The following is a 17,113-nucleotide window of genomic DNA, read 5'->3' as shown; positions in this document are numbered from 1 at the left end:
CCGATCAGCGAGGATCCCGTGACCATCGAGACCACCACCGCGCCGGCCGCCGTCGGCACCCAGGCCGCGCCGGCGCCGTCGGGCGCCCGGACGTTCCCCACGGACTTCCTCTGGGGCTCCGCGACCGCTGCCTACCAGATCGAGGGCGCCGCCGCCGAGGGCGGACGCACCCCCTCCATCTGGGACACCTACTCCCACACGCCCGGGAAGACCCTCAACGGCGACACCGGCGACGTGGCGGACGACCACTACCACCGGTGGGAGGAGGACGTGCAGCACATCGCCGACCTCGGCCTCGGCGCGTACCGGTTCTCCATCTCGTGGTCGCGCGTCCAGCCCGGCGGCACCGGCCCGATCAACCCCGAGGGCGTCGCGTTCTACTCCCGCCTCGTCGACGCGCTCCTCGAGAAGGGCGTCAAGCCCGTCGTCACGCTCTACCACTGGGACCTGCCCCAGGAGCTCGAGGACGCGGGCGGCTGGGCCAACCGCGACACCGCGTACGCGTTCGCGGAGTACGCCCGCCACATGGCGCGCGAGCTCGGCGAACGCATCGACACGTGGACGACGCTCAACGAGCCGTGGTGCTCCGCCTACCTCGGCTACGGCTCGGGCGTGCACGCCCCCGGCCGCACCGAGCCCGCAGCGGCGCTCGCCGCCGTGCACCACCTCAACCTCGCGCACGGGCTCGCCGTCCAGGCCATCCGCGACGAGCTCGGCGAGGACGCCAAGACGTCCGTCACGCTCAACCTCCACGTCATCCGGCCCGACGACCCGACGTCCGACGCCGACCTCGACGCCGTGCGCAAGATCGACGCGCTCGCCAACCGCGCGTTCCTCGCCCCGATGCTCGATGGCGAGTACCCCGCCGACCTGCTCGCCGACACCGCGCACGTGAGCGACTGGTCGTTCGTGCACGACGGCGACCTCGAGACCGTGCGCCAGCCGCTGTCGATCCTCGGCGTGAACTACTACTCCACCGTGCGCGTGCGCCACTTCTCCGGCGACGGCGAACGGGCCGAGAACGACGGCCACGGCGCCTCCACCCACAGCCCGTGGATCGGGGGCGACGACGTCGAGTTCGTCCAGCAGCCCGGGCCCTACACCGCGATGGGCTGGAACATCGAGCCCGCCGGCATGACCGAGCTGCTCGTGTCGGTCGCGAAGACGTACCCCCGCCAGCCGATGATGGTCACCGAGAACGGCGCTGCGTTCCACGACGAGGTCACCGTCGAGGCCGACGGCACCGCCCGCGTGCACGACGACCGCCGCGTCGCCTACCTGCACGACCACGTCGATGCCGTCGGCGCCGCGATCGACGCCGGCGCCGACGTGCGCGGGTACTTCGCGTGGTCGCTGCTCGACAACTTCGAGTGGGGCTACGGGTACGACCGCCGATTCGGCATCATCCGCGTCGACTACGAGACGCTCGAGCGCACGTGGAAGGACTCCGCGCACTGGTACCGCCGGCTCGCGACGTCCAACGCGCTGCCCGCGGTCCACGAGACCGCCTGAGCCGTCCCTGCCGCGAAGGCCCGCCCGGACCTCCCGGGCGGGCCTTCGTGCGTCTCCAGGGCCTCTGGCGCGCGTCCGCGGGTGGGTCTGCGCAGTGTGCGTCCGCGGGTGGGGCTCCACGGGCGGGGTCGCGGGTCTACCATCCGGCCGCTCGTTCCTCGCGGCCTCCCGCCAGACCCACCACGACCCGCGACCCCGCCCGCTCCGCCCCACTCGCTCGTCCCTCGGCCCACCTGCCGAGGTAGAACGCTGGTCTGCCGAGGTAGAACCGTGGTCCCGCGAGGTAGAACCGTGGTCCCGCGAGGTAGAACCGTGGTCCGCCGAAGTAGAACGCTGGTCTGTCGAGGGTAGGACCTGGTCGGGCGAGCTGGGTCACGTCGGTGGCGTCCGGCGGGAATGGGTCGGCAGGGGACGGGGCCGCGCCGGGCGGGTGATCCTTCTCGCACCCACGGCTCTCGGCGGCGACACGCCGAAGGGACGCGACACGCCGAGAACTTCGATGCCTGTCGTGTCCGGATTGGGTGGTTCGCCAGCAGGGTGCGCGCCCGGCCGACGGCGGGTGTCGCCCTCGTCGTCGGGCGTCCACCGCGTCGCACAGGCTGTGGATCGATGCCGTCCCCACCCTGTGGACGGCGCCTCGGCGACGGCGAGAACGAGCCGATTCCGTGCTCGTCGACGGTGGACGACGAGCTGTGGACGACGCTCCTCGGGGCGTGTCAGAGGGGCCTGGGACGATGGATCCATGGCTGCTACCACATGCCGGTGGGTGAAGTTCGACCACGACATCTAGTGCGGTGGCACGGTGTCGACCACTAGGTATAGTGGTTTCACACCCAGGGGGCCGGAGGCCTTCTGGTGAATCACACAGACGTAGTTCCACCGGTGTCCTTCGAGGTCAGAGACTCTTCTCCCTCCCCGAGGACCGAGCCCGGGCAGAGCGCGAGAGACGAGGAGCCATCCCATGAGCGTCACGGTCTACAGCAAGCCGGCTTGCGTTCAGTGCGACGCGACGTACCGCGCCCTCGACAAGAAGGGCATCGAGTACTCGGTCGTCGACATCAGCCAGGACGCCGAGGCGCTCGAGCTCGTGCGCGGGCTCGGCTACCTGCAGGCGCCCGTGGTCGTGGCCGGCGAGGAGCACTGGTCCGGGTTCCGCCCCGACCAGATCAACGCGCTCGCGCAGAAGGTCTCACCGGTCGTCGCCTGACGCGACCGGCAGCGGTCGGCCGGTGACGGCCGTCGCACCTGCCGGACCGCGAGAGCGGGGCCGGCGCAGCACGTGGAAGGTTCAGCAGGACGGAGGTGCGTCCCCATGGGGTCGCTCGTGTACTTCTCCAGCGTCAGCGAGAACACGCACCGCTTCGTCCAGCGGCTCGACCTGCCGGCGCTCGGCACGGACGTGCAGCGCATCCCGCTGCGCCCGACCGACGAGTTCCTGCGGGTCGACGAGCCCTACGTGCTCATGGTCCCCACCTACGGCGGCGGCAACGAGGGCGGCGCCGTCCCCCGGCAGGTCGTGAAGTTCTTGAACGACGTGCACAACCGGTCGTTGATCCGTGGCGTCATCGCCGCGGGCAACACCAACTTCGGCGAGGCGTACTGCATCGCCGGCGACATCATCTCCGCGAAGTGCCAGGTGCCCTACCTGTACGCCTTCGAACTCCTGGGAACAGCCGAGGACGCCGTGCGCGTCCGCGACGGATTGGGACGATTTTGGCAACGACAGTCACGGATTCCAGCGTGAGCGTGGCAGGCGGTGGGTCGGCGACGGTGAGCGAGGTCAAGGTCCCGCTCGCGAGCGCGCAGCTCGACTTCCACGCGCTCAACGCGATGCTCAACCTCTACGGCCCGAACGGCGAGATCCAGTTCGACAAGGACCGTGAGGCCGCGCGGCAGTACTTCCTGCAGCACGTCAACCAGAACACCGTCTTCTTCCACGACCTCGCGGAGAAGCTCGACTACCTCGTCGAGAACAAGTACTACGACCCGGCCGTGCTCGGGAAGTACGACCGCGCGTTCGTGAAGTCGCTGTTCGAGTTCGCGTACTCGAAGAAGTTCCGGTTCGAGACGTTCCTCGGCGCGTTCAAGTACTACACGTCGTACACGCTCAAGACGTTCGACGGCAAGCGCTACCTCGAGCGCTTCGAGGACCGCGTGTGCATGGTCGCGCTCGGCCTCGCCGACGGCAACGAGCAGGCCGCGCTCGACATCGTCGAGGAGGTCATCTCGGGCCGCTTCCAGCCCGCGACCCCGACGTTCCTCAACGTCGGCAAGGCGCAGCGCGGCGAGCCCGTGTCCTGCTTCCTGCTGCGCATCGAGGACAACATGGAGTCCATCGCGCGCGGCATCAACTCCGCGCTGCAGCTCTCCAAGCGCGGGGGCGGCGTCGCCCTGCTCCTGTCGAACATCCGCGAGCACGGCGCGCCCATCAAGCACATCGAGAACCAGTCGTCCGGCGTCATCCCCGTGATGAAGCTCCTCGAGGACTCGTTCTCCTACGCGAACCAGCTCGGCGCGCGCCAGGGCGCCGGTGCGGTGTACCTGCACGCGCACCACCCCGACATCCTGCGGTTCCTCGACACCAAGCGCGAGAACGCGGACGAGAAGATCCGCATCAAGACGCTGTCGCTCGGCGTCGTGATCCCGGACATCACGTTCGAGCTCGCGAAGAAGAACGAGGACATGTACCTCTTCTCGCCGTACGACGTCGAGCGCGTCTACGGCAAGCCGTTCGCCGACATCTCGGTCACCGAGAAGTACGACGAGATGGTCGACGACTCGCGCATCCGCAAGACGAAGATCAAGGCCCGCGACTTCTTCCAGACGATCGCGGAGCTCCAGTTCGAGTCCGGCTACCCGTACATCATGTTCGAGGACACGGTGAACAAGGCGAACCCGATCAAGGGCCGCATCACCCACTCGAACCTGTGCTCGGAGATCCTCCAGGTCTCGACGCCGTCGACGTTCAACGAGGACCTCTCGTACGACCACGTCGGTCGCGACATCTCCTGCAACCTCGGCTCGCTGAACATCGCCAAGACGATGGACTCGCCCGACTTCGCGAAGACCATCGACACCGCGATCCGCGCGCTCACCGCCGTCTCGGACCAGACGAGCATCGAGTCCGTGCCGTCGATCAAGCGCGCCAACGAGGGTGGCCACGCCATCGGCCTCGGCCAGATGAACCTCCACGGCTACCTCGCGCGCGAGCGGATCCACTACGGCTCCACCGAGGGCGTGGACTTCACGAACATCTACTTCTACACCGTCGCCTACCACGCGATCGCGGCCTCCAACCGGCTCGCGATCGAGCGTGGGCGCGCGTTCGCCGGGTTCGAGGACTCGAAGTACGCGACCGGCGAGTACTTCGACAAGTACACCGACCAGGCCTGGGAGCCCGAGACCGACCGCGTCCGTGCGCTCTTCGCCGACGCCGGCGTGCACATCCCGACGCAGGACGACTGGAAGGCCCTCAAGGCCTCGGTCATGGAGCACGGGATCTACAACCAGAACCTCCAGGCCGTCCCGCCGACCGGCTCGATCTCGTACATCAACAACTCGACGTCGTCGATCCACCCGGTGCCGTCGAAGATCGAGATCCGCAAGGAAGGCAAGATCGGACGCGTCTACTACCCGGCGCCGTTCCTCACGAACGACAACCTCGAGTACTACGAGGACGCGTACGAGATCGGCTACGAGAAGATCATCGACACGTACGCCGCCGCGACGCAGCACGTCGACCAGGGCCTGAGCCTCACGCTGTTCTTCAAGGACACGGTCACGACGCGCGACGTCAACCGTGCGCAGATCTACGCGTGGCGCAAGGGCATCAAGACGCTCTACTACATCCGTCTCCGCCAGATGGCCCTCGAGGGCACTGAGGTGGAGGGCTGCGTCAGCTGCATGCTGTAGTCGCCTGAGGCAACTAACCCTTGCCTCGATGCCCTGCGCCGTCGGCCACCCTCAACGGAGGCGTGACCGACGGCGCAGGGTCCGGTCCCACGAAGTCGTCCCGGTCGGTCCGGGTTCAGCAGGAGAGAAGAAGGCAGATGTCGCCCACGGGGAAGCTCAAGCTCATCGATCGCGTGAGCGCGATCAACTGGAACCGTCTCGAGGACGAGAAGGACCTCGAGGTGTGGGACCGCCTCGTCGGGAACTTCTGGCTGCCCGAGAAGGTGCCGGTGTCGAACGACATCCAGTCGTGGCACACGCTCACCGCGCAGGAGCAGGAGCTCACGATGCGCGTGTTCACCGGGTTGACGCTGCTGGACACGATCCAGGGCACGGTCGGCGCGGTGTCGCTCATCCCGGACGCGATCACGCCGCACGAGGAGGCGGTGTACACCAACATCGCGTTCATGGAGTCGGTGCACGCCAAGAGCTACTCGTCGATCTTCTCGACGCTGTGCTCGACGCGCGAGATCGACGACGCGTTCCGCTGGTCGGAGGAGAACCCGAACCTCCAGCGCAAGGCCGAGATCGTCATGGAGTACTACAAGGGCGACTCGCCGCTCAAGCGCAAGGTCGCGAGCACGCTGCTCGAGTCGTTCCTCTTCTACTCCGGCTTCTACCTGCCGATGTACTGGTCGAGCCGCGCCAAGCTGACGAACACGGCCGACCTCATCCGCCTCATCATCCGCGACGAGGCCGTGCACGGGTACTACATCGGCTACAAGTACCAGAAGGGCCTCGAGAAGCTCAGCCCGCAGGAGCGCGACGAGCTCAAGGCGTACACGTTCGAGCTGCTCTTCGAGCTGTACGACAACGAGGTGCAGTACACGGAGGACCTCTACGACGGCGTCGGGCTCACCGAGGACGTCAAGAAGTTCCTGCGGTACAACGCCAACAAGGCGCTCATGAACCTCGGCTACGAGGCGCTCTTCCCCAAGGACGAGACCGACGTCAACCCGGCGATCCTCTCGGCCCTGTCGCCGAACGCCGACGAGAACCACGACTTCTTCTCGGGGTCCGGCTCGTCGTACGTCATCGGCAAGGCCGTCAACACCGAGGACGACGACTGGGACTTCTAGTCCGGCGCGTCGACCCGTGCCGTGCCGAAGGCCCGGACCTGCAGGAATCGCAAGCCCGGGCCTTCGGCGTCTGACATAGTCCCAGCATGGGCATGCTGAGGGAGCGGCTGCACGCCGCGGGGCTCGACGACGTGACGTCCGTGGAGCCGGTGAGCGGTGGGCTCGCCGCGACGGCCGGGCTGGCCCGGCGAACCGAGGGCGCACCGCTGTTCGTCAAGGCGTTCGACACAGACGCCCCGGGCGACGACGTCTTCACCGTGGAGGCCGAGGGCCTCGCCGCGCTCCGTGCCGCCGGCGTGGAGACCCCTGAGGTCGTGCACGTCGGCCGCGACGTGCTCGTGCTGTCGACGCTCGCTCCGCGGCTGTCGACGCGGGCCTTCTGGGAGGAGCTCGCTCGCTCGCTGGCGCACCTGCACACGACGACGCGGACCGAGCGCTTCGGGTGGCACCAGGACGGGTGGCTCGGTCGCCGTCGGCAGGTGAACACCTGGACTGAAGATGGTTTCGAGTTCTTCGCGCAGCACCGGTTGCTGCGCTGGCTCGACGAACCCCGTGTCTACGAGGCGCTCGACGCCGCGGACCGCGCCGCGCTCGAGCGTCTGTGCGCGCGGCTCCCCGAGGTGCTGCCCGGAGGGCCCGCCTGTCTGACGCACGGGGACCTGTGGGCTTCAAACGTGATGGCGACCCCTGACGGCCGTCCGGCGCTCATCGACCCGGCCGTCTCGTGCACGTGGGCGGTGGTCGACCTCGCCCACGTGTGGTCTACCGCACCGCCGCCCGAGGCGGACGCCTTCTTCGGGCTCTATGCGGAGCTCATGAGCCTCGACGACGACTGGCGCGAGCACATGCCCGTCGTCCAGCTCCGCCAGCACCTGGCCGTCGTCGCGCAGTTCGACCCCGACTGGGGTGCGGCAGACGCCGTCCGCGCGACGCTGGCCCCCTTCCGCACGCGCTGACCGGTGCCGGGCGACCGGTCAGTCGTTCGGGCGCGACTGCGCGCCCTCGACAGGCGGGTCGGCCGACCACGGGAACGTGATCCAGAGGTCGGTGTCCTTCCACGAGTAGTCCGGCTGGATGATCGTGCGCGGCTTGGTGTAGAGCACGGCGGAGCGGGCCTCGGCGCCGTGGTTGCTCAGCATGTCCATGACCAGGGCGAGCGTGCGGCCGGAGTCGGCGACGTCGTCGACCACGAGGACGTGCGCGCCCGGCAGGTCGGACGTGTCCATGAGCGGCGGCAGGACGCGCGGGTCGGTGAGGGTCTGGCCGATGTCCGTGTAGAACTCGACGTTGAGCGTCCCGACGCCCTTGGTGCCGAGCGCGTAGGCGACCGCGCCACCGGGCAGCAGCCCGCCGCGCGCGACCGCGACGACGACCTCCGGGCGGAAGCCGCTCGCGACGACCTGCTCGGCGAGCTCGCGCGCGGCGACGCCGAACGTCTCCCACGTGAGCACCTCGCGCTCGGGTGACACGGCAGGACCGGCGGGTGCGCCGCCGTCGGGCACCGCGGAGGCCGGGGGGACAGGGACGGGGGAAGCGTCTGTCATGCCTCGAGCCTACGGGCCGACACCGGTGCCCACGGTCGAGGCCCCGGACGCGCGAAGGGCCGCACCCCCAGGGGTGCGGCCCTTCGCGCTCAGGCGGCGGTCAGTACGCCGCGAGGATGTCCACGACGAACACCAGCGTCTCGCCAGCGAGCTCGCTCGTGTTGCCCTCCGCCGCCTCGCCGTACGCGAGGCCGGCGGGGATGACCAGCAGCACCTGACTGCCGACGGTCTGACCGGTCAGGCCCTGCGTCCAGCCCGCGATCACGCCGCTCAGGGGGAACGTCGACGGCTCGCCGCGGTCCCAGGAAGAGTCGAACTGCTCGCCGTCGAGCTTCCAGCCCGTGTAGTGCGCGATGACGGTCTGGTCCGCCGTCACCTCGGGGCCGGTGCCCTTGATGAGCGGCTGCACGACCAGCTCGGTCGGCGCGGCGTATCCCTCCGGGATCTCGACGGACGGCTTGCCCGAGTCGTCGAGGGTCACGACGGGCAGGCCCTCGGCCGGCGTCACGGCCTCGCCCTCGGCGCGGGAGGGGGCGTCGTCGACGCTCGGCACGTCCTTCGCAGCGACGACCTCGCCGACGGTGAGGACCACCGCGCCGTCCTGGCCCGGGGCGGCGAACAGGAAGCGCGTGCCGACCTTCTTGCCGACGAGCACGTCGAGCAGCTGCGGGTACACGGTGTCGTCGAGCACGACCGGCTGTGCCGAGTCGTCCTCCCAGGAGGACCCGAGCTTCGACCCGTCCGCACCGGAGTACGCCGCCTGGTTCAGCGTGACCTGGTTGCCCTCGGCGATCTCGTCGCCGTCGCCGTCGCTGAGGGAGAGGGCGGCCGGGCCCGAGACCTCGAGCGGGGACTCGAACTCGAGGGTCGGCTCGGTGCCCGGGTCGCCCGTGACCGTCACGGCCTCGAGCACCGCGACGTCCTCGGGCGACGACGTCGCGCCGTCGGCCGCGCCGTCGCTCGCGGACGGGCTCGACGACGTCTCGTCGGCGGACCCGCCGTCGGACGAGCAGCCGGAGAGGACGAGGGCGGCGCCCAGGGTGAGCGCGGCGACGCCGCGCAGGGTGCGGTGCTTCACGAGGGGAAGTCCTTCGGTCGGTGGGACGGCGCGGGGCCGTCGGGTCTGGGCCGCACCGTCACGACGGCGGTCGTCGGCATCCCGGGTCGGGGCGCCTCGCGGCCGAGCGCCGGGGTGCAGCACCGGCGCGGACACTCTAGCGGTCGAGCCTGGATCCTTGCTGGGAGCACCGACCGGCGGGCCCGGCGCCCGGTGCGCGGCGCGGCGGCCGGGTGAGAATGGGGACATGCCGTCCCGTCGACCCTCCCGCAAGCGCCCATGGGGTGCGGAGCCCGCGCCGCTCGACCTCGACCGTGCCCTCGGAGGGGCGCGGCGCGAGTCCGGGTCCGACGGCGAGTGGTCGGTCCGCACGGTCCGCGGCGGCACGAAGACCTACCTGTGCCCGGGCTGCAACCAGGAGATCCCGCCCGGGACGGGGCACCTCGTCGCGTGGCAGGAGGACTCGTTCTTCGGCGCCGAGACGGCGCTCGACCAGCGCCGGCACTGGCACACGGCGTGCTGGCAGGCGCGTGGGCGCCGCCGGCCGCGGTGACGACGAACTAGGCTCGGGGTCGATGAGCACCGCACCCGGGCCCGCCGCCGCGCCGGCCGCCGAACCGACCCCCATCCGGTCCCTGACCGTCCTACCGGCACGGCGCGAGGACGTCGAGCTGCACACCGCGGACGGGCTGACGCTCGTCGGCGAGCTCGCCCTCCCCGCGGACCGCGACCCCGTCGCGACCCTCGTCACGCTGCACCCGCTGCCGACCCACGGCGGGTACATGGACTCCCACGTCTACCGCAAGGCGGCCTGGCGGCTGCCGGCGCTCGCGGACCTCGCGGTCCTGCGGTTCAACACGCGCGGCACGTCGTCGCCGCGGGGCACGAGCGAGGGCACGTTCGACGGCGGCGAGGCCGAGAGGTTCGACGTCGCTGCGGCGATCGAGCTCGCCGAGTTCCGCGACCTGCCGCAGCGATGGCTCGTGGGCTGGTCGTTCGGGACCGAGCTCGCGCTCAAGCACGGGACCGACCCGGCGGTCGAGGGCGCGATCCTGCTCTCGCCCCCGCTGCACCGCGCGACCGACGAGGACCTCGACCGCTGGGACGCGTTCGGCAAGCCGCTCGTCGTGCTCGTCCCCGAGCTCGACGACTACCTGCGTCCCGACGAGGCGCGACGCCGCTTCGCGCGCGTCCGCAACGCCGAGGTCATCGGGGTCGACGGCGCGAAGCACCTGTGGGTGGGGGAGCCGTCCGTGCGGCGCGTGCTCAACGAGATCGTCGGCCACGTGCGCCCCGGGTTCCCGCTCCCGCTGCCCACCGAGTGGTCGGGCGACGGACCCGGTGCGCTCACCGCCGACAGCGACACGGCCGACTCCGACCAGGCGAGCTACGACGCGAGCCGCTCGGACGGACTCGCCGACTGACTGACCGCTCGACCGTGCCGCTCCCTCGGCAGAGGGGCGCACGACGTGGCAGCGTGGGACGCGGAACGCGACGACGACCTGAGGAGACGGACGTGACGACGCCATCGCTCGAGACCTTCACGCTGCGCGAGGGCCACGGCCTCCCGCTCGTGCTGCTGCACGGCTTCCCGCTCGACCACCGGATGTGGTCGGACGTCGCGGCGGTGCTGCCCGGCGAGCCGACCGTCGTCGCCGTCGACCTGCCGGGTCTCGGAGGGAGCCCGCTCGCCGGAGACCCGCCTTCGCTCGAGGCGTCTGCCGACGCGACGGCCGCCGCGCTCGCACGCGTCGGCGTGACGCGCGCCGTCGTCGCCGGGCTGTCGCTGGGCGGCTACGTCGCGCTGGCGCTGGCCGAGCGCCACCCCGACGTCGTCGCCGGCCTCGGCCTCGTGGACACCAAGTCCACGGCCGACACGGACGAGGCTCGCGAGAACCGGCTGCGGATCGCGGACCAGGTCACGCGCGACCAGACGGTGGACGCCGTCCTCGGCATGCCCGGCGTCCTCCTGGGCGAGACGAGCAAGGCGGCGCGCAAGCATCTCACCGCCCGGCTCGAGGAGTGGATCCGGGGTCAGCGGCCGGCCGGCGTCGCCTGGACGCAGCGCGCCATGGCGGCGCGGCCCGACCGCACCGCCGTGATCGAGTCCTTCGCGGGCCCGGTCGCGGTCGTCGTGGGGGAGGAGGACGTCGTGGCACCGGTCGCCGAGGCGGAGCACATGACCGCCGCCGCGCAGGACGCGCAGCTCGTCCAGGTCACGGGCGCCGGCCACATGAGCGCGATCGAGGATCCCGCCGCGGTCGCGGACGCCCTCGCAGACCTCCTGGCACGCGCGTCGAGCTGACGCGACGAGAGCGCTGGACCCCAGCGTCCGATCTCAGCGCCCATCTCAGCGCCCACCTCAGCGCCCGTCGAGCACGAGGGCGAGGGCGTCCGCGAGGTCGATCGACTCGCCGTCGCGGCCGCCCTTGCCCAGCACGAGCGGCGGGTCCGAGGGCTCGACGGTCGTCCCGCGCACACGGGCCACGAGGCTCCCGGGCACGCTCAGCACGTAGAACTCGCCGTCGGTCCCCACGGCGACGCTCCGGTTGCGGCGCAGGTACCAGCCCCGCAGTGGCGTGCGATAGGTCGCCGAGCCGTCGAACGCGCGAGCCCGCAGCGGTTCGGGCTCGATCCCTCGTTCGCGCGCGTCGGCGACGAAGCCGGCGAGCAGGGCCCGCGCCGCCTCGGCCTCGCGGGCGCGCCGCCGGTCGAGCTCCCGCTGCTGGAGCGCGGCCGCCTCCGTCCGCTGCCGCCGCCAGTCGTCGGCGGCAGCGGAGGGGTCAGGGACTGAGGCGACCACGGACGCTCCCTCTCGTCAGGCGGGCGCGGGGGCGTCGGTCTCGGCGTCCGCCGCGGCCTGCGTCGACCCCCGTCGCTTCGCGGGCGGCGCCTCGACCGTCCCCACCTGCTGCGGCGCGGCGTCCTCGGGGACGGCGGGGAACTCCGCCGTGAGGAGCGTCGCCGCACGCGCCTGCTGGGCCGGCGTGCCCGACGGGGCGGCGGGCGCCGTGGCGGGCGGCGTCTTGGCCGCCTCGCTCTCGCCGCCGAGCAGGCCCCGCAGCTCCTCGAGGTAGGTGTTGATCGAGTCGTGCTGGCGCGTGAGGTCCTCGAGCTGGCGCTGGGCGACTCCCCGCTGCTGCTCCGCCTCGGTCTTCGCGTCGCTGACGGTCTGGTCGGCGAACTCGCGCGCCTCGGCGACGATGCGGTCGGCGTTGCGCCGGGCCGTGGCCATGAGGTCCTTGACGTAGGCGTCGGACTCGGCACGGACCTTCTCCGCCTGCTCGAGCGCGAGCGCGACGCGCTTCTCCGCCTCGGCGGCGTGCTCCTCCGCGGTCGTGACGAGCTTCTCCGTCTCGGCCTTGGCCGCCAGGTGCCGCTCCGCGTTCTCGCGCTCGGCCTCCTCGCGGCGGCGGACGACCTCGAGCTCCGCGTCGGCGAGCGCCGTGCGGGCCTTGTCGCGCAGCTCCTCCATCTCCGAGGTCACCGCGTTGGCTGCCTCGGTCGCCTTCCGCTGCGCCTCGTCCACCTGGCGCTGCGCCTCGCGGCGAGCGTTCTCGAGGAGCTCGGAGGACTCGCGCTCCGCGCTCTCGCGCTGCGCCGCGGTCTCGGCCGCGACCCGGGCGCGCAGCTCGGCCGCCTCGCGCTCCGTGGTGACCCGGAGCTCGGTGGTCTCCCGCTCGACGGTCGCGCGCAGCGTCCCGAGCTCGCGCTCGAGCGACGCACGGCGCTCGCTCTCCTCCGTCGCGATGACGCTCTGGATGCGTGCCGCCTCGCGCTCGGCGGAGCCGACGAGCTCCTCGGCGCGGCGCTGGGCGCTGAGGAGGATGCCCTCGGCCTCGGACGTGCTCGTCGACCGGATCTCCTCCGACTCCAGCCGCGCGCTGTTGAGGAGCTCCGCGACCTCGTTCTCCGCACGAGACCGGACCTGCCCGGCCGAGAGCTTGGCGCGCGCCATGATGTCCGCGGCCTGCGCGTTGGCCTGGGACAGGATGTCTGCCGACTGCTCCTCCGCGGAGCGCATCAGCTGCTCGATGCGGGAGCCCAACCCGGCGTACGACGGACGGTCCGCCTCGCGGAGCTGGCGCTGGGCGTCGGCGAGCTCGCTGGTGAGCTGCATGGCGCGCGAGTCCGCGGCCTCGACGCGCGAGCGGGCGTCCTCGAGCGCCTTCTCCAGCTTCGCGAGCTGGGACTCGACCTGGATGCGGTCGTAGCCGCGCATGGTGATGGGGAAGAGCGTGCGCTCGTCGGACACGTCGATGACCTCCGGTGCTGTTCGTCGCGGGCTCGCCGCCGCTGGGCGGCTGCCCGCCAGCCCTGGAGGGTGCCCGCCAGAGCTGGTTGAGGGGGCGGCGGTCACGCCACGGCCCCGCCGTGCTCCGACCAGGATACGGGGATCACCCTGTCCTGAATACCCGGAATGGCGCCCGTGAGACGACGAACGGGGCCCTCACGCGGAGAGCCGGGGCCGTGCGCGCGTGGGGAGCGCCCGGTGACCCGGACAACGATCCCGATGCTCGTGAGACCGGAGCGAAACGAGGGCGTGAACAGTTCGTGAGGATCCGCTCGTGGGGGCCCGCAGTCGATCTACGAGGAGTTTCGCACCTATCCTGGAACGTCGATCGACGAAGGGAAGCTCGGTGCTGCAACGAATCATCGCTGCCCTCCTGCTCGTGGGAGGACTGGTCGCCGTCGGCCTCGGCGTCGCGTCCGCCACGGTGTGGCGGGACAGCGACACGGTCGTGGCCACCACGGCGTACACGGGCGACGGGACCATGCTCGTCACTGAGCCCGGGGTCCTGGACCTCGTCGCGGAGGACGTCACGATCCGCGCGACCGTGCCCGGGGAGCAGCAGGTGACGCTCGCGATCGGTCGCGAGGTCGACGTCACGGGATGGGTCGGGCAGGACCCGCACGGCGCCGTCACGGGGCTGTCCGACTGGGACGCGCTGTCGACGCGCGCCGTCGTCCCCGAGGAGCCGGAGCCGACGGAGACCGAGGCCCCTGCGGAGGGCGAGACGCCTGCGGAGGGCGAGACGCCCGCCGAGGAGGCTCCCGTCGTCGGCGCGGACCCCGCGGGCTCGGACATGTGGCTCGAGGAGTCCTCGGGCACCGGCTCGGCGAGCCTGCGCTGGTCCGACCAGCAGGGCCGCTTCCAGCTCCTGGCCGCCGGGGTGGGCGAGGACGCGGTGGCGCCGACGCTCGAGCTCTCGTGGCCCCGTGAGGTCGAGACCCCGCTCCTGTGGCCCGGTGTGATCGGCGGCGCCGTCCTCATCCTGCTCGGTCTGGGCATCGGCGCGGCGAGCCTGCGCCCGAAGCGCCGCGGGCCGACGACGGGACGTCGCACCGCGGACGCGGACGGACAGGTCACCAAGCCCGCGACCGACACGTCGTCGGGCGCTGCCGAGACGCCGGGGGAGGCCCTGACGGACACGGCCCAGGTGCGGATGCTCACGCGGCGGGAGCTGCGCGAGCGCGAGGAGGCCCAGCGGCTCGCGCAGGAGCAGGCGGCACCCCAGAAGCCGCGCCGTGCGTGGCTGACCGGGCAGATCCCCGTCGTCCCGCGGGGCGAGCGGCGCCCGAAGACCGCGGCCCAGCCGGTGGTCGAGGCGACCGACGCCCACCCCACCGCCCAGGACAGCGCGACGACCCGTGCCGACGCCTGGCGCCGCGCCTGGGGGTTCAGCGCGACGCCCGGCGCGCAGGGACCGGCGGACCCGCCCAGCTCTGCGGACGAGACGAAGGACACCACGCGATGACGACGACCACCCGAGACACGGCCCGCACGCGCCGTGCCCGCCGCCACCTCGGGGTGGCCACCGGGCTCGTCGGCGCGGTCCTGCTGGCCGGCTGCGCCGCGCCGCTCCCGACGCCGCAGCCCGACGAGACGCAGGACCCGCCGCCGCCCGTGCTCACCGAGGGCCAGGAGACCGAGGTGCTCGACGCCGTCGGTGCCGCGCTCACCGCGGCCGGCGAGGCGAACGACCCCGCGCAGCTCGAGGGCCGCGTCACCGGACCCGCCCTCGCGATCCGGACGAGCCAGCTCGCCGTCGCCGCCGCACGCGGCAACAGCGACCTCGTGACCGAGATCCCGACCGAGGTCCAGCAGACGATCGTCCCGACGACGCAGACGTGGGCCCGCACCTCGTACGCCGTGAGCGTCCAGCCGGAGAACCTCGAGTCGCCGCGGCTGGTCGCGCTCGAGCAGGCGGGCGCGCGCGACCAGTACGCGCTCTGGGGCTTCGTCCCGCTGCTCCCCGGCGTGACGATGCCGAGCTTCGCCGACCCGAGCATCGGTAGCGAGGCGGTCGCCCCCGACGACGACTCGCTCCTGATCACCCCGACGGACGCCGTCGCCCAGTACGCCGACGTGCTCAACCTCGGCGCAGGCTCCGGCTTCGCCGCGACGTTCCCGGACGACACGCTGCGCCAGTTCCTCGCGGCCGAGGCGGAGCGCCACCGCGTGCCGCTCGAGACCGCGGCGGGCAGCCGCACCCTGACGTTCGCGACCACCGAGGAGCCCGTCCGGGCCGTGCGCACCGCCGACGGCGGGGCGATGGTCATGGCCGCGCTGACGTCGCTCGAGACGTTCCAGGTCGAGGCAGGGGGTTTCGTGAGCCCGACGACCGAGACGCAGAAGGCGCTCTTCGGGGCATCCACACCGACGAACGTCCTCAAGGTCGGGTACACCGACCTCGTCGCGATGTACATCCCGTCGGCGGACAGCGAGGAGACGCCGCGCCTGCTCGGCTACACGCACGTCGCGACGTCCGTCGCCAACCAGTGAGCCGTGCCTGACCGTCCGTAGGATGCACCCATGAGCGAACCCACCCAGCAGCCCGCGTTCGACGTGCGCGGAGCGGTCGACCTGTCCGCGCTGACCAGGCCGCAGGCACCCCCGCCGGGTGCCGAGGGCGGCGCTCCCGCCGCTGGCGGGTACGTCGTCGACGTGACCGAGGAGACCTTCGGCCAGCTCGTCCAGGACTCCACGCAGTACCCCGTCGTGGTGCTGCTGTGGATCCCCACCGACCAGGCCAACGCCCAGCTCGGCACGGACCTCGGAGCCCTCGCCGACGAGTACGCGGGCCGGTTCCTGCTCGCGCGCGTCGACGCGCAGGCGTACCCGCAGATCGCGGCCGCGTTCCAGGTGCAGGGCGTGCCGACGGTCGTCGCGGTGCTCCAGGGCCAGCCCGTCCCCCTGTTCCAGGGCGCGGCTCCCGCCGAGCAGGTCCGCGCCGTCCTCGACCAGGTGCTCGAGGCGGCCGAGGCGAACGGGGTCACGGGTCGCGCGCCGGCGCAGGGCGCGGACGGCGAGGCGGCGCCCCAGGGCGCCGAGACGACGCCGGAGCCCGAGCCCGAGCTCCCGCCGCTGCACCAGGAGGCGTACGACGCGATCGAGCGCGACGACCTCGACGCGGCCGTCGCCGCCTACCAGAAGGCGATCAAGCAGGACCCGAAGGACGCGCTTGCCGTCGCCGGCCTCGCACAGGTGCGGCTCCTGCAGCGCACGCGTGACGCCGACCTCGCGACCGTGCGCGCCGCCGCGGCGTCCGCGCCCGACGACGTCGACGCCCAGCTCGCGATCGCCGACCTCGACCTGCTCGGCGGTCACGTCGACGACGCCCTGGGCCGCCTCCTCGACCTCCTGCCGGGGGCCGACGCGGACGCCAAGGAGAAGGTGCGCGTCCGCCTCCTCGACTACTTCGAGATCATCGGCCCGACCGACCCCCGCGTCGGCAAGGCCCGCCAGCGCCTCGCGATCAGCCTGTACTGACCTCGGGCGGGTCGGGCGCGGGTCGTGGTCGGGTCCGCGTGCGGGCCGGCGTCGGTGCTCGGGTCGGGTTGGGCGGTCCGTGGTCGGGTCCGCGGGTGGGGCGGCGTCGGTGCTCGGGCTGTCCGCGCCGTCACCGTGGTCTGTCGGGTGTGGGTTTGAGGAGCGCGGCCTTGACGCCCTTCGCCTCCGACGCCGC

The 17,113-nt window shown here is 72.0% G+C and carries 16 protein-coding genes; 12 read left to right on the top strand and 4 right to left on the bottom strand.

From position 1 onward, the window contains the following. Positions 1 to 24: 24 nt before the first annotated feature. The 6 genes from ACMXGY_RS14745 (at position 25) to ACMXGY_RS14720 (ending at position 7,498) form a co-directional block, all read left to right on the top strand. The gene (locus tag ACMXGY_RS14745; RefSeq protein WP_483776875.1) at positions 25 to 1,512 is read left to right on the top strand and encodes a GH1 family beta-glucosidase; all 1,488 of its coding nucleotides are present in this window, start codon (positions 25 to 27) and stop codon (positions 1,510 to 1,512) included. A gap of 961 nt (positions 1,513 to 2,473) precedes the next feature. Then, positions 2,474 to 2,719 carry a glutaredoxin-like protein NrdH gene (nrdH, locus tag ACMXGY_RS14740; protein WP_483773733.1) on the top strand — a complete coding sequence of 82 codons (246 nt, stop codon included), beginning with the start codon at positions 2,474 to 2,476 and terminating at the stop codon, positions 2,717 to 2,719. Between the two features lie 105 nt (positions 2,720 to 2,824). Then, a complete protein-coding gene (nrdI, locus tag ACMXGY_RS14735) occupies positions 2,825 to 3,256 on the top strand; it encodes a class Ib ribonucleoside-diphosphate reductase assembly flavoprotein NrdI (RefSeq protein ID WP_483773732.1) in 432 nt (143 codons plus the stop codon). A gap of 26 nt (positions 3,257 to 3,282) precedes the next feature. Next, entirely contained in the window at positions 3,283 to 5,424 is a 2,142-nt protein-coding gene (gene nrdE / locus ACMXGY_RS14730; protein WP_483776874.1) for a class 1b ribonucleoside-diphosphate reductase subunit alpha, read from the top strand. 137 nt (positions 5,425 to 5,561) lie between these two features. Further along, positions 5,562 to 6,542, top strand: a complete 981-nt coding sequence (gene nrdF, locus ACMXGY_RS14725; RefSeq protein ID WP_483773731.1) for a class 1b ribonucleoside-diphosphate reductase subunit beta — start codon at positions 5,562 to 5,564, stop codon at positions 6,540 to 6,542. An 86-nt stretch (positions 6,543 to 6,628) separates the two neighbouring features. Further along, on the top strand, positions 6,629 to 7,498 hold the full coding sequence (locus tag ACMXGY_RS14720) for a fructosamine kinase family protein (protein WP_483773730.1): 870 nt from the start codon (positions 6,629 to 6,631) through the stop codon (positions 7,496 to 7,498). Positions 7,499 to 7,516: 18 nt separating this feature from the next. On the opposite strand, the gene ACMXGY_RS14715 is transcribed toward ACMXGY_RS14720, so the two are convergent. Both ACMXGY_RS14715 and ACMXGY_RS14710 read right to left on the bottom strand, forming a co-directional pair. Further along, positions 7,517 to 8,086, bottom strand: coding sequence for a phosphoribosyltransferase (locus tag ACMXGY_RS14715; RefSeq protein WP_483773729.1), 570 nt, complete (start codon positions 8,084 to 8,086; stop codon positions 7,517 to 7,519). Positions 8,087 to 8,186: 100 nt separating this feature from the next. Beyond that, positions 8,187 to 9,164: an FKBP-type peptidyl-prolyl cis-trans isomerase gene (locus ACMXGY_RS14710; RefSeq protein WP_483773728.1), complete on the bottom strand. Its 978-nt coding sequence runs from the start codon at positions 9,162 to 9,164 to the stop codon at positions 8,187 to 8,189. A gap of 226 nt (positions 9,165 to 9,390) precedes the next feature. Between ACMXGY_RS14710 and ACMXGY_RS14705 the strand changes: the two genes are divergently transcribed. From ACMXGY_RS14705 to ACMXGY_RS14695, 3 genes are all read left to right on the top strand, one after another. Beyond that, a complete protein-coding gene (locus ACMXGY_RS14705) occupies positions 9,391 to 9,696 on the top strand; it encodes a hypothetical protein (RefSeq protein WP_483773727.1) in 306 nt (101 codons plus the stop codon). A 22-nt stretch (positions 9,697 to 9,718) separates the two neighbouring features. Then, positions 9,719 to 10,567, top strand: coding sequence for an alpha/beta hydrolase (locus ACMXGY_RS14700; protein ID WP_483773726.1), 849 nt, complete (start codon positions 9,719 to 9,721; stop codon positions 10,565 to 10,567). A gap of 92 nt (positions 10,568 to 10,659) precedes the next feature. Further along, on the top strand, positions 10,660 to 11,448 hold the full coding sequence (locus ACMXGY_RS14695; protein ID WP_483773725.1) for an alpha/beta fold hydrolase: 789 nt from the start codon (positions 10,660 to 10,662) through the stop codon (positions 11,446 to 11,448). Positions 11,449 to 11,505: 57 nt separating this feature from the next. Here ACMXGY_RS14695 and ACMXGY_RS14690 read toward each other — a convergent pair whose 3' ends face one another. Together ACMXGY_RS14690 and ACMXGY_RS14685 are read right to left on the bottom strand one after the other, a co-directional pair. Then, positions 11,506 to 11,946: a hypothetical protein gene (locus tag ACMXGY_RS14690; RefSeq protein ID WP_483773724.1), complete on the bottom strand. Its 441-nt coding sequence runs from the start codon at positions 11,944 to 11,946 to the stop codon at positions 11,506 to 11,508. Positions 11,947 to 11,961: 15 nt separating this feature from the next. Continuing rightward, a complete protein-coding gene (locus ACMXGY_RS14685) occupies positions 11,962 to 13,398 on the bottom strand; it encodes a hypothetical protein (protein ID WP_483773723.1) in 1,437 nt (478 codons plus the stop codon). Between the two features lie 385 nt (positions 13,399 to 13,783). On the opposite strand from ACMXGY_RS14685, the gene ACMXGY_RS14680 reads away from it, so the two are divergent. The 3 genes from ACMXGY_RS14680 to ACMXGY_RS14670 are packed head-to-tail and all read left to right on the top strand — an operon-like array spanning position 13,784 to position 16,917. Continuing rightward, a complete protein-coding gene (locus tag ACMXGY_RS14680) occupies positions 13,784 to 14,902 on the top strand; it encodes a hypothetical protein (RefSeq protein ID WP_483773722.1) in 1,119 nt (372 codons plus the stop codon). Next, positions 14,899 to 15,930 (top strand): DUF8094 domain-containing protein, encoded by a 1,032-nt coding sequence (locus tag ACMXGY_RS14675; protein ID WP_483773721.1) that lies wholly within the window; start codon positions 14,899 to 14,901, stop codon positions 15,928 to 15,930. Before ACMXGY_RS14680 ends, ACMXGY_RS14675 begins: the two co-directional genes overlap by 4 nt. Positions 15,931 to 15,960: 30 nt before the next feature. Beyond that, positions 15,961 to 16,917, top strand: a complete 957-nt coding sequence (locus tag ACMXGY_RS14670) for a tetratricopeptide repeat protein (protein WP_483773720.1) — start codon at positions 15,961 to 15,963, stop codon at positions 16,915 to 16,917. Positions 16,918 to 17,113: the final 196 nt, after the last annotated feature.

The organism is Cellulosimicrobium sp. G4 BAM 1002 (genome assembly GCF_057126935.1).
The sequence above is the reverse complement of the archived record's forward strand: the minus strand, read 5'-3'. Positions and strand labels throughout refer to the sequence as shown.

Coding starts and splice junctions, on each gene's coding strand:
- ACMXGY_RS14670 (WP_483773720.1), top strand. CDS start 15,961: ATGAGCGAACCCACCCAGCAGCCCGCGTTCGACGTGCGCGGAGCGGTC.
- ACMXGY_RS14675 (WP_483773721.1), top strand. CDS start 14,899: ATGACGACGACCACCCGAGACACGGCCCGCACGCGCCGTGCCCGCCGC.
- nrdH (WP_483773733.1), top strand. CDS start 2,474: ATGAGCGTCACGGTCTACAGCAAGCCGGCTTGCGTTCAGTGCGACGCG.
- nrdI (WP_483773732.1), top strand. CDS start 2,825: ATGGGGTCGCTCGTGTACTTCTCCAGCGTCAGCGAGAACACGCACCGC.
- nrdF (WP_483773731.1), top strand. CDS start 5,562: ATGTCGCCCACGGGGAAGCTCAAGCTCATCGATCGCGTGAGCGCGATC.
- ACMXGY_RS14720 (WP_483773730.1), top strand. CDS start 6,629: ATGGGCATGCTGAGGGAGCGGCTGCACGCCGCGGGGCTCGACGACGTG.
- ACMXGY_RS14705 (WP_483773727.1), top strand. CDS start 9,391: ATGCCGTCCCGTCGACCCTCCCGCAAGCGCCCATGGGGTGCGGAGCCC.
- ACMXGY_RS14700 (WP_483773726.1), top strand. CDS start 9,719: ATGAGCACCGCACCCGGGCCCGCCGCCGCGCCGGCCGCCGAACCGACC.
- ACMXGY_RS14715 (WP_483773729.1), bottom strand. CDS start 8,086: ATGACAGACGCTTCCCCCGTCCCTGTCCCCCCGGCCTCCGCGGTGCCC.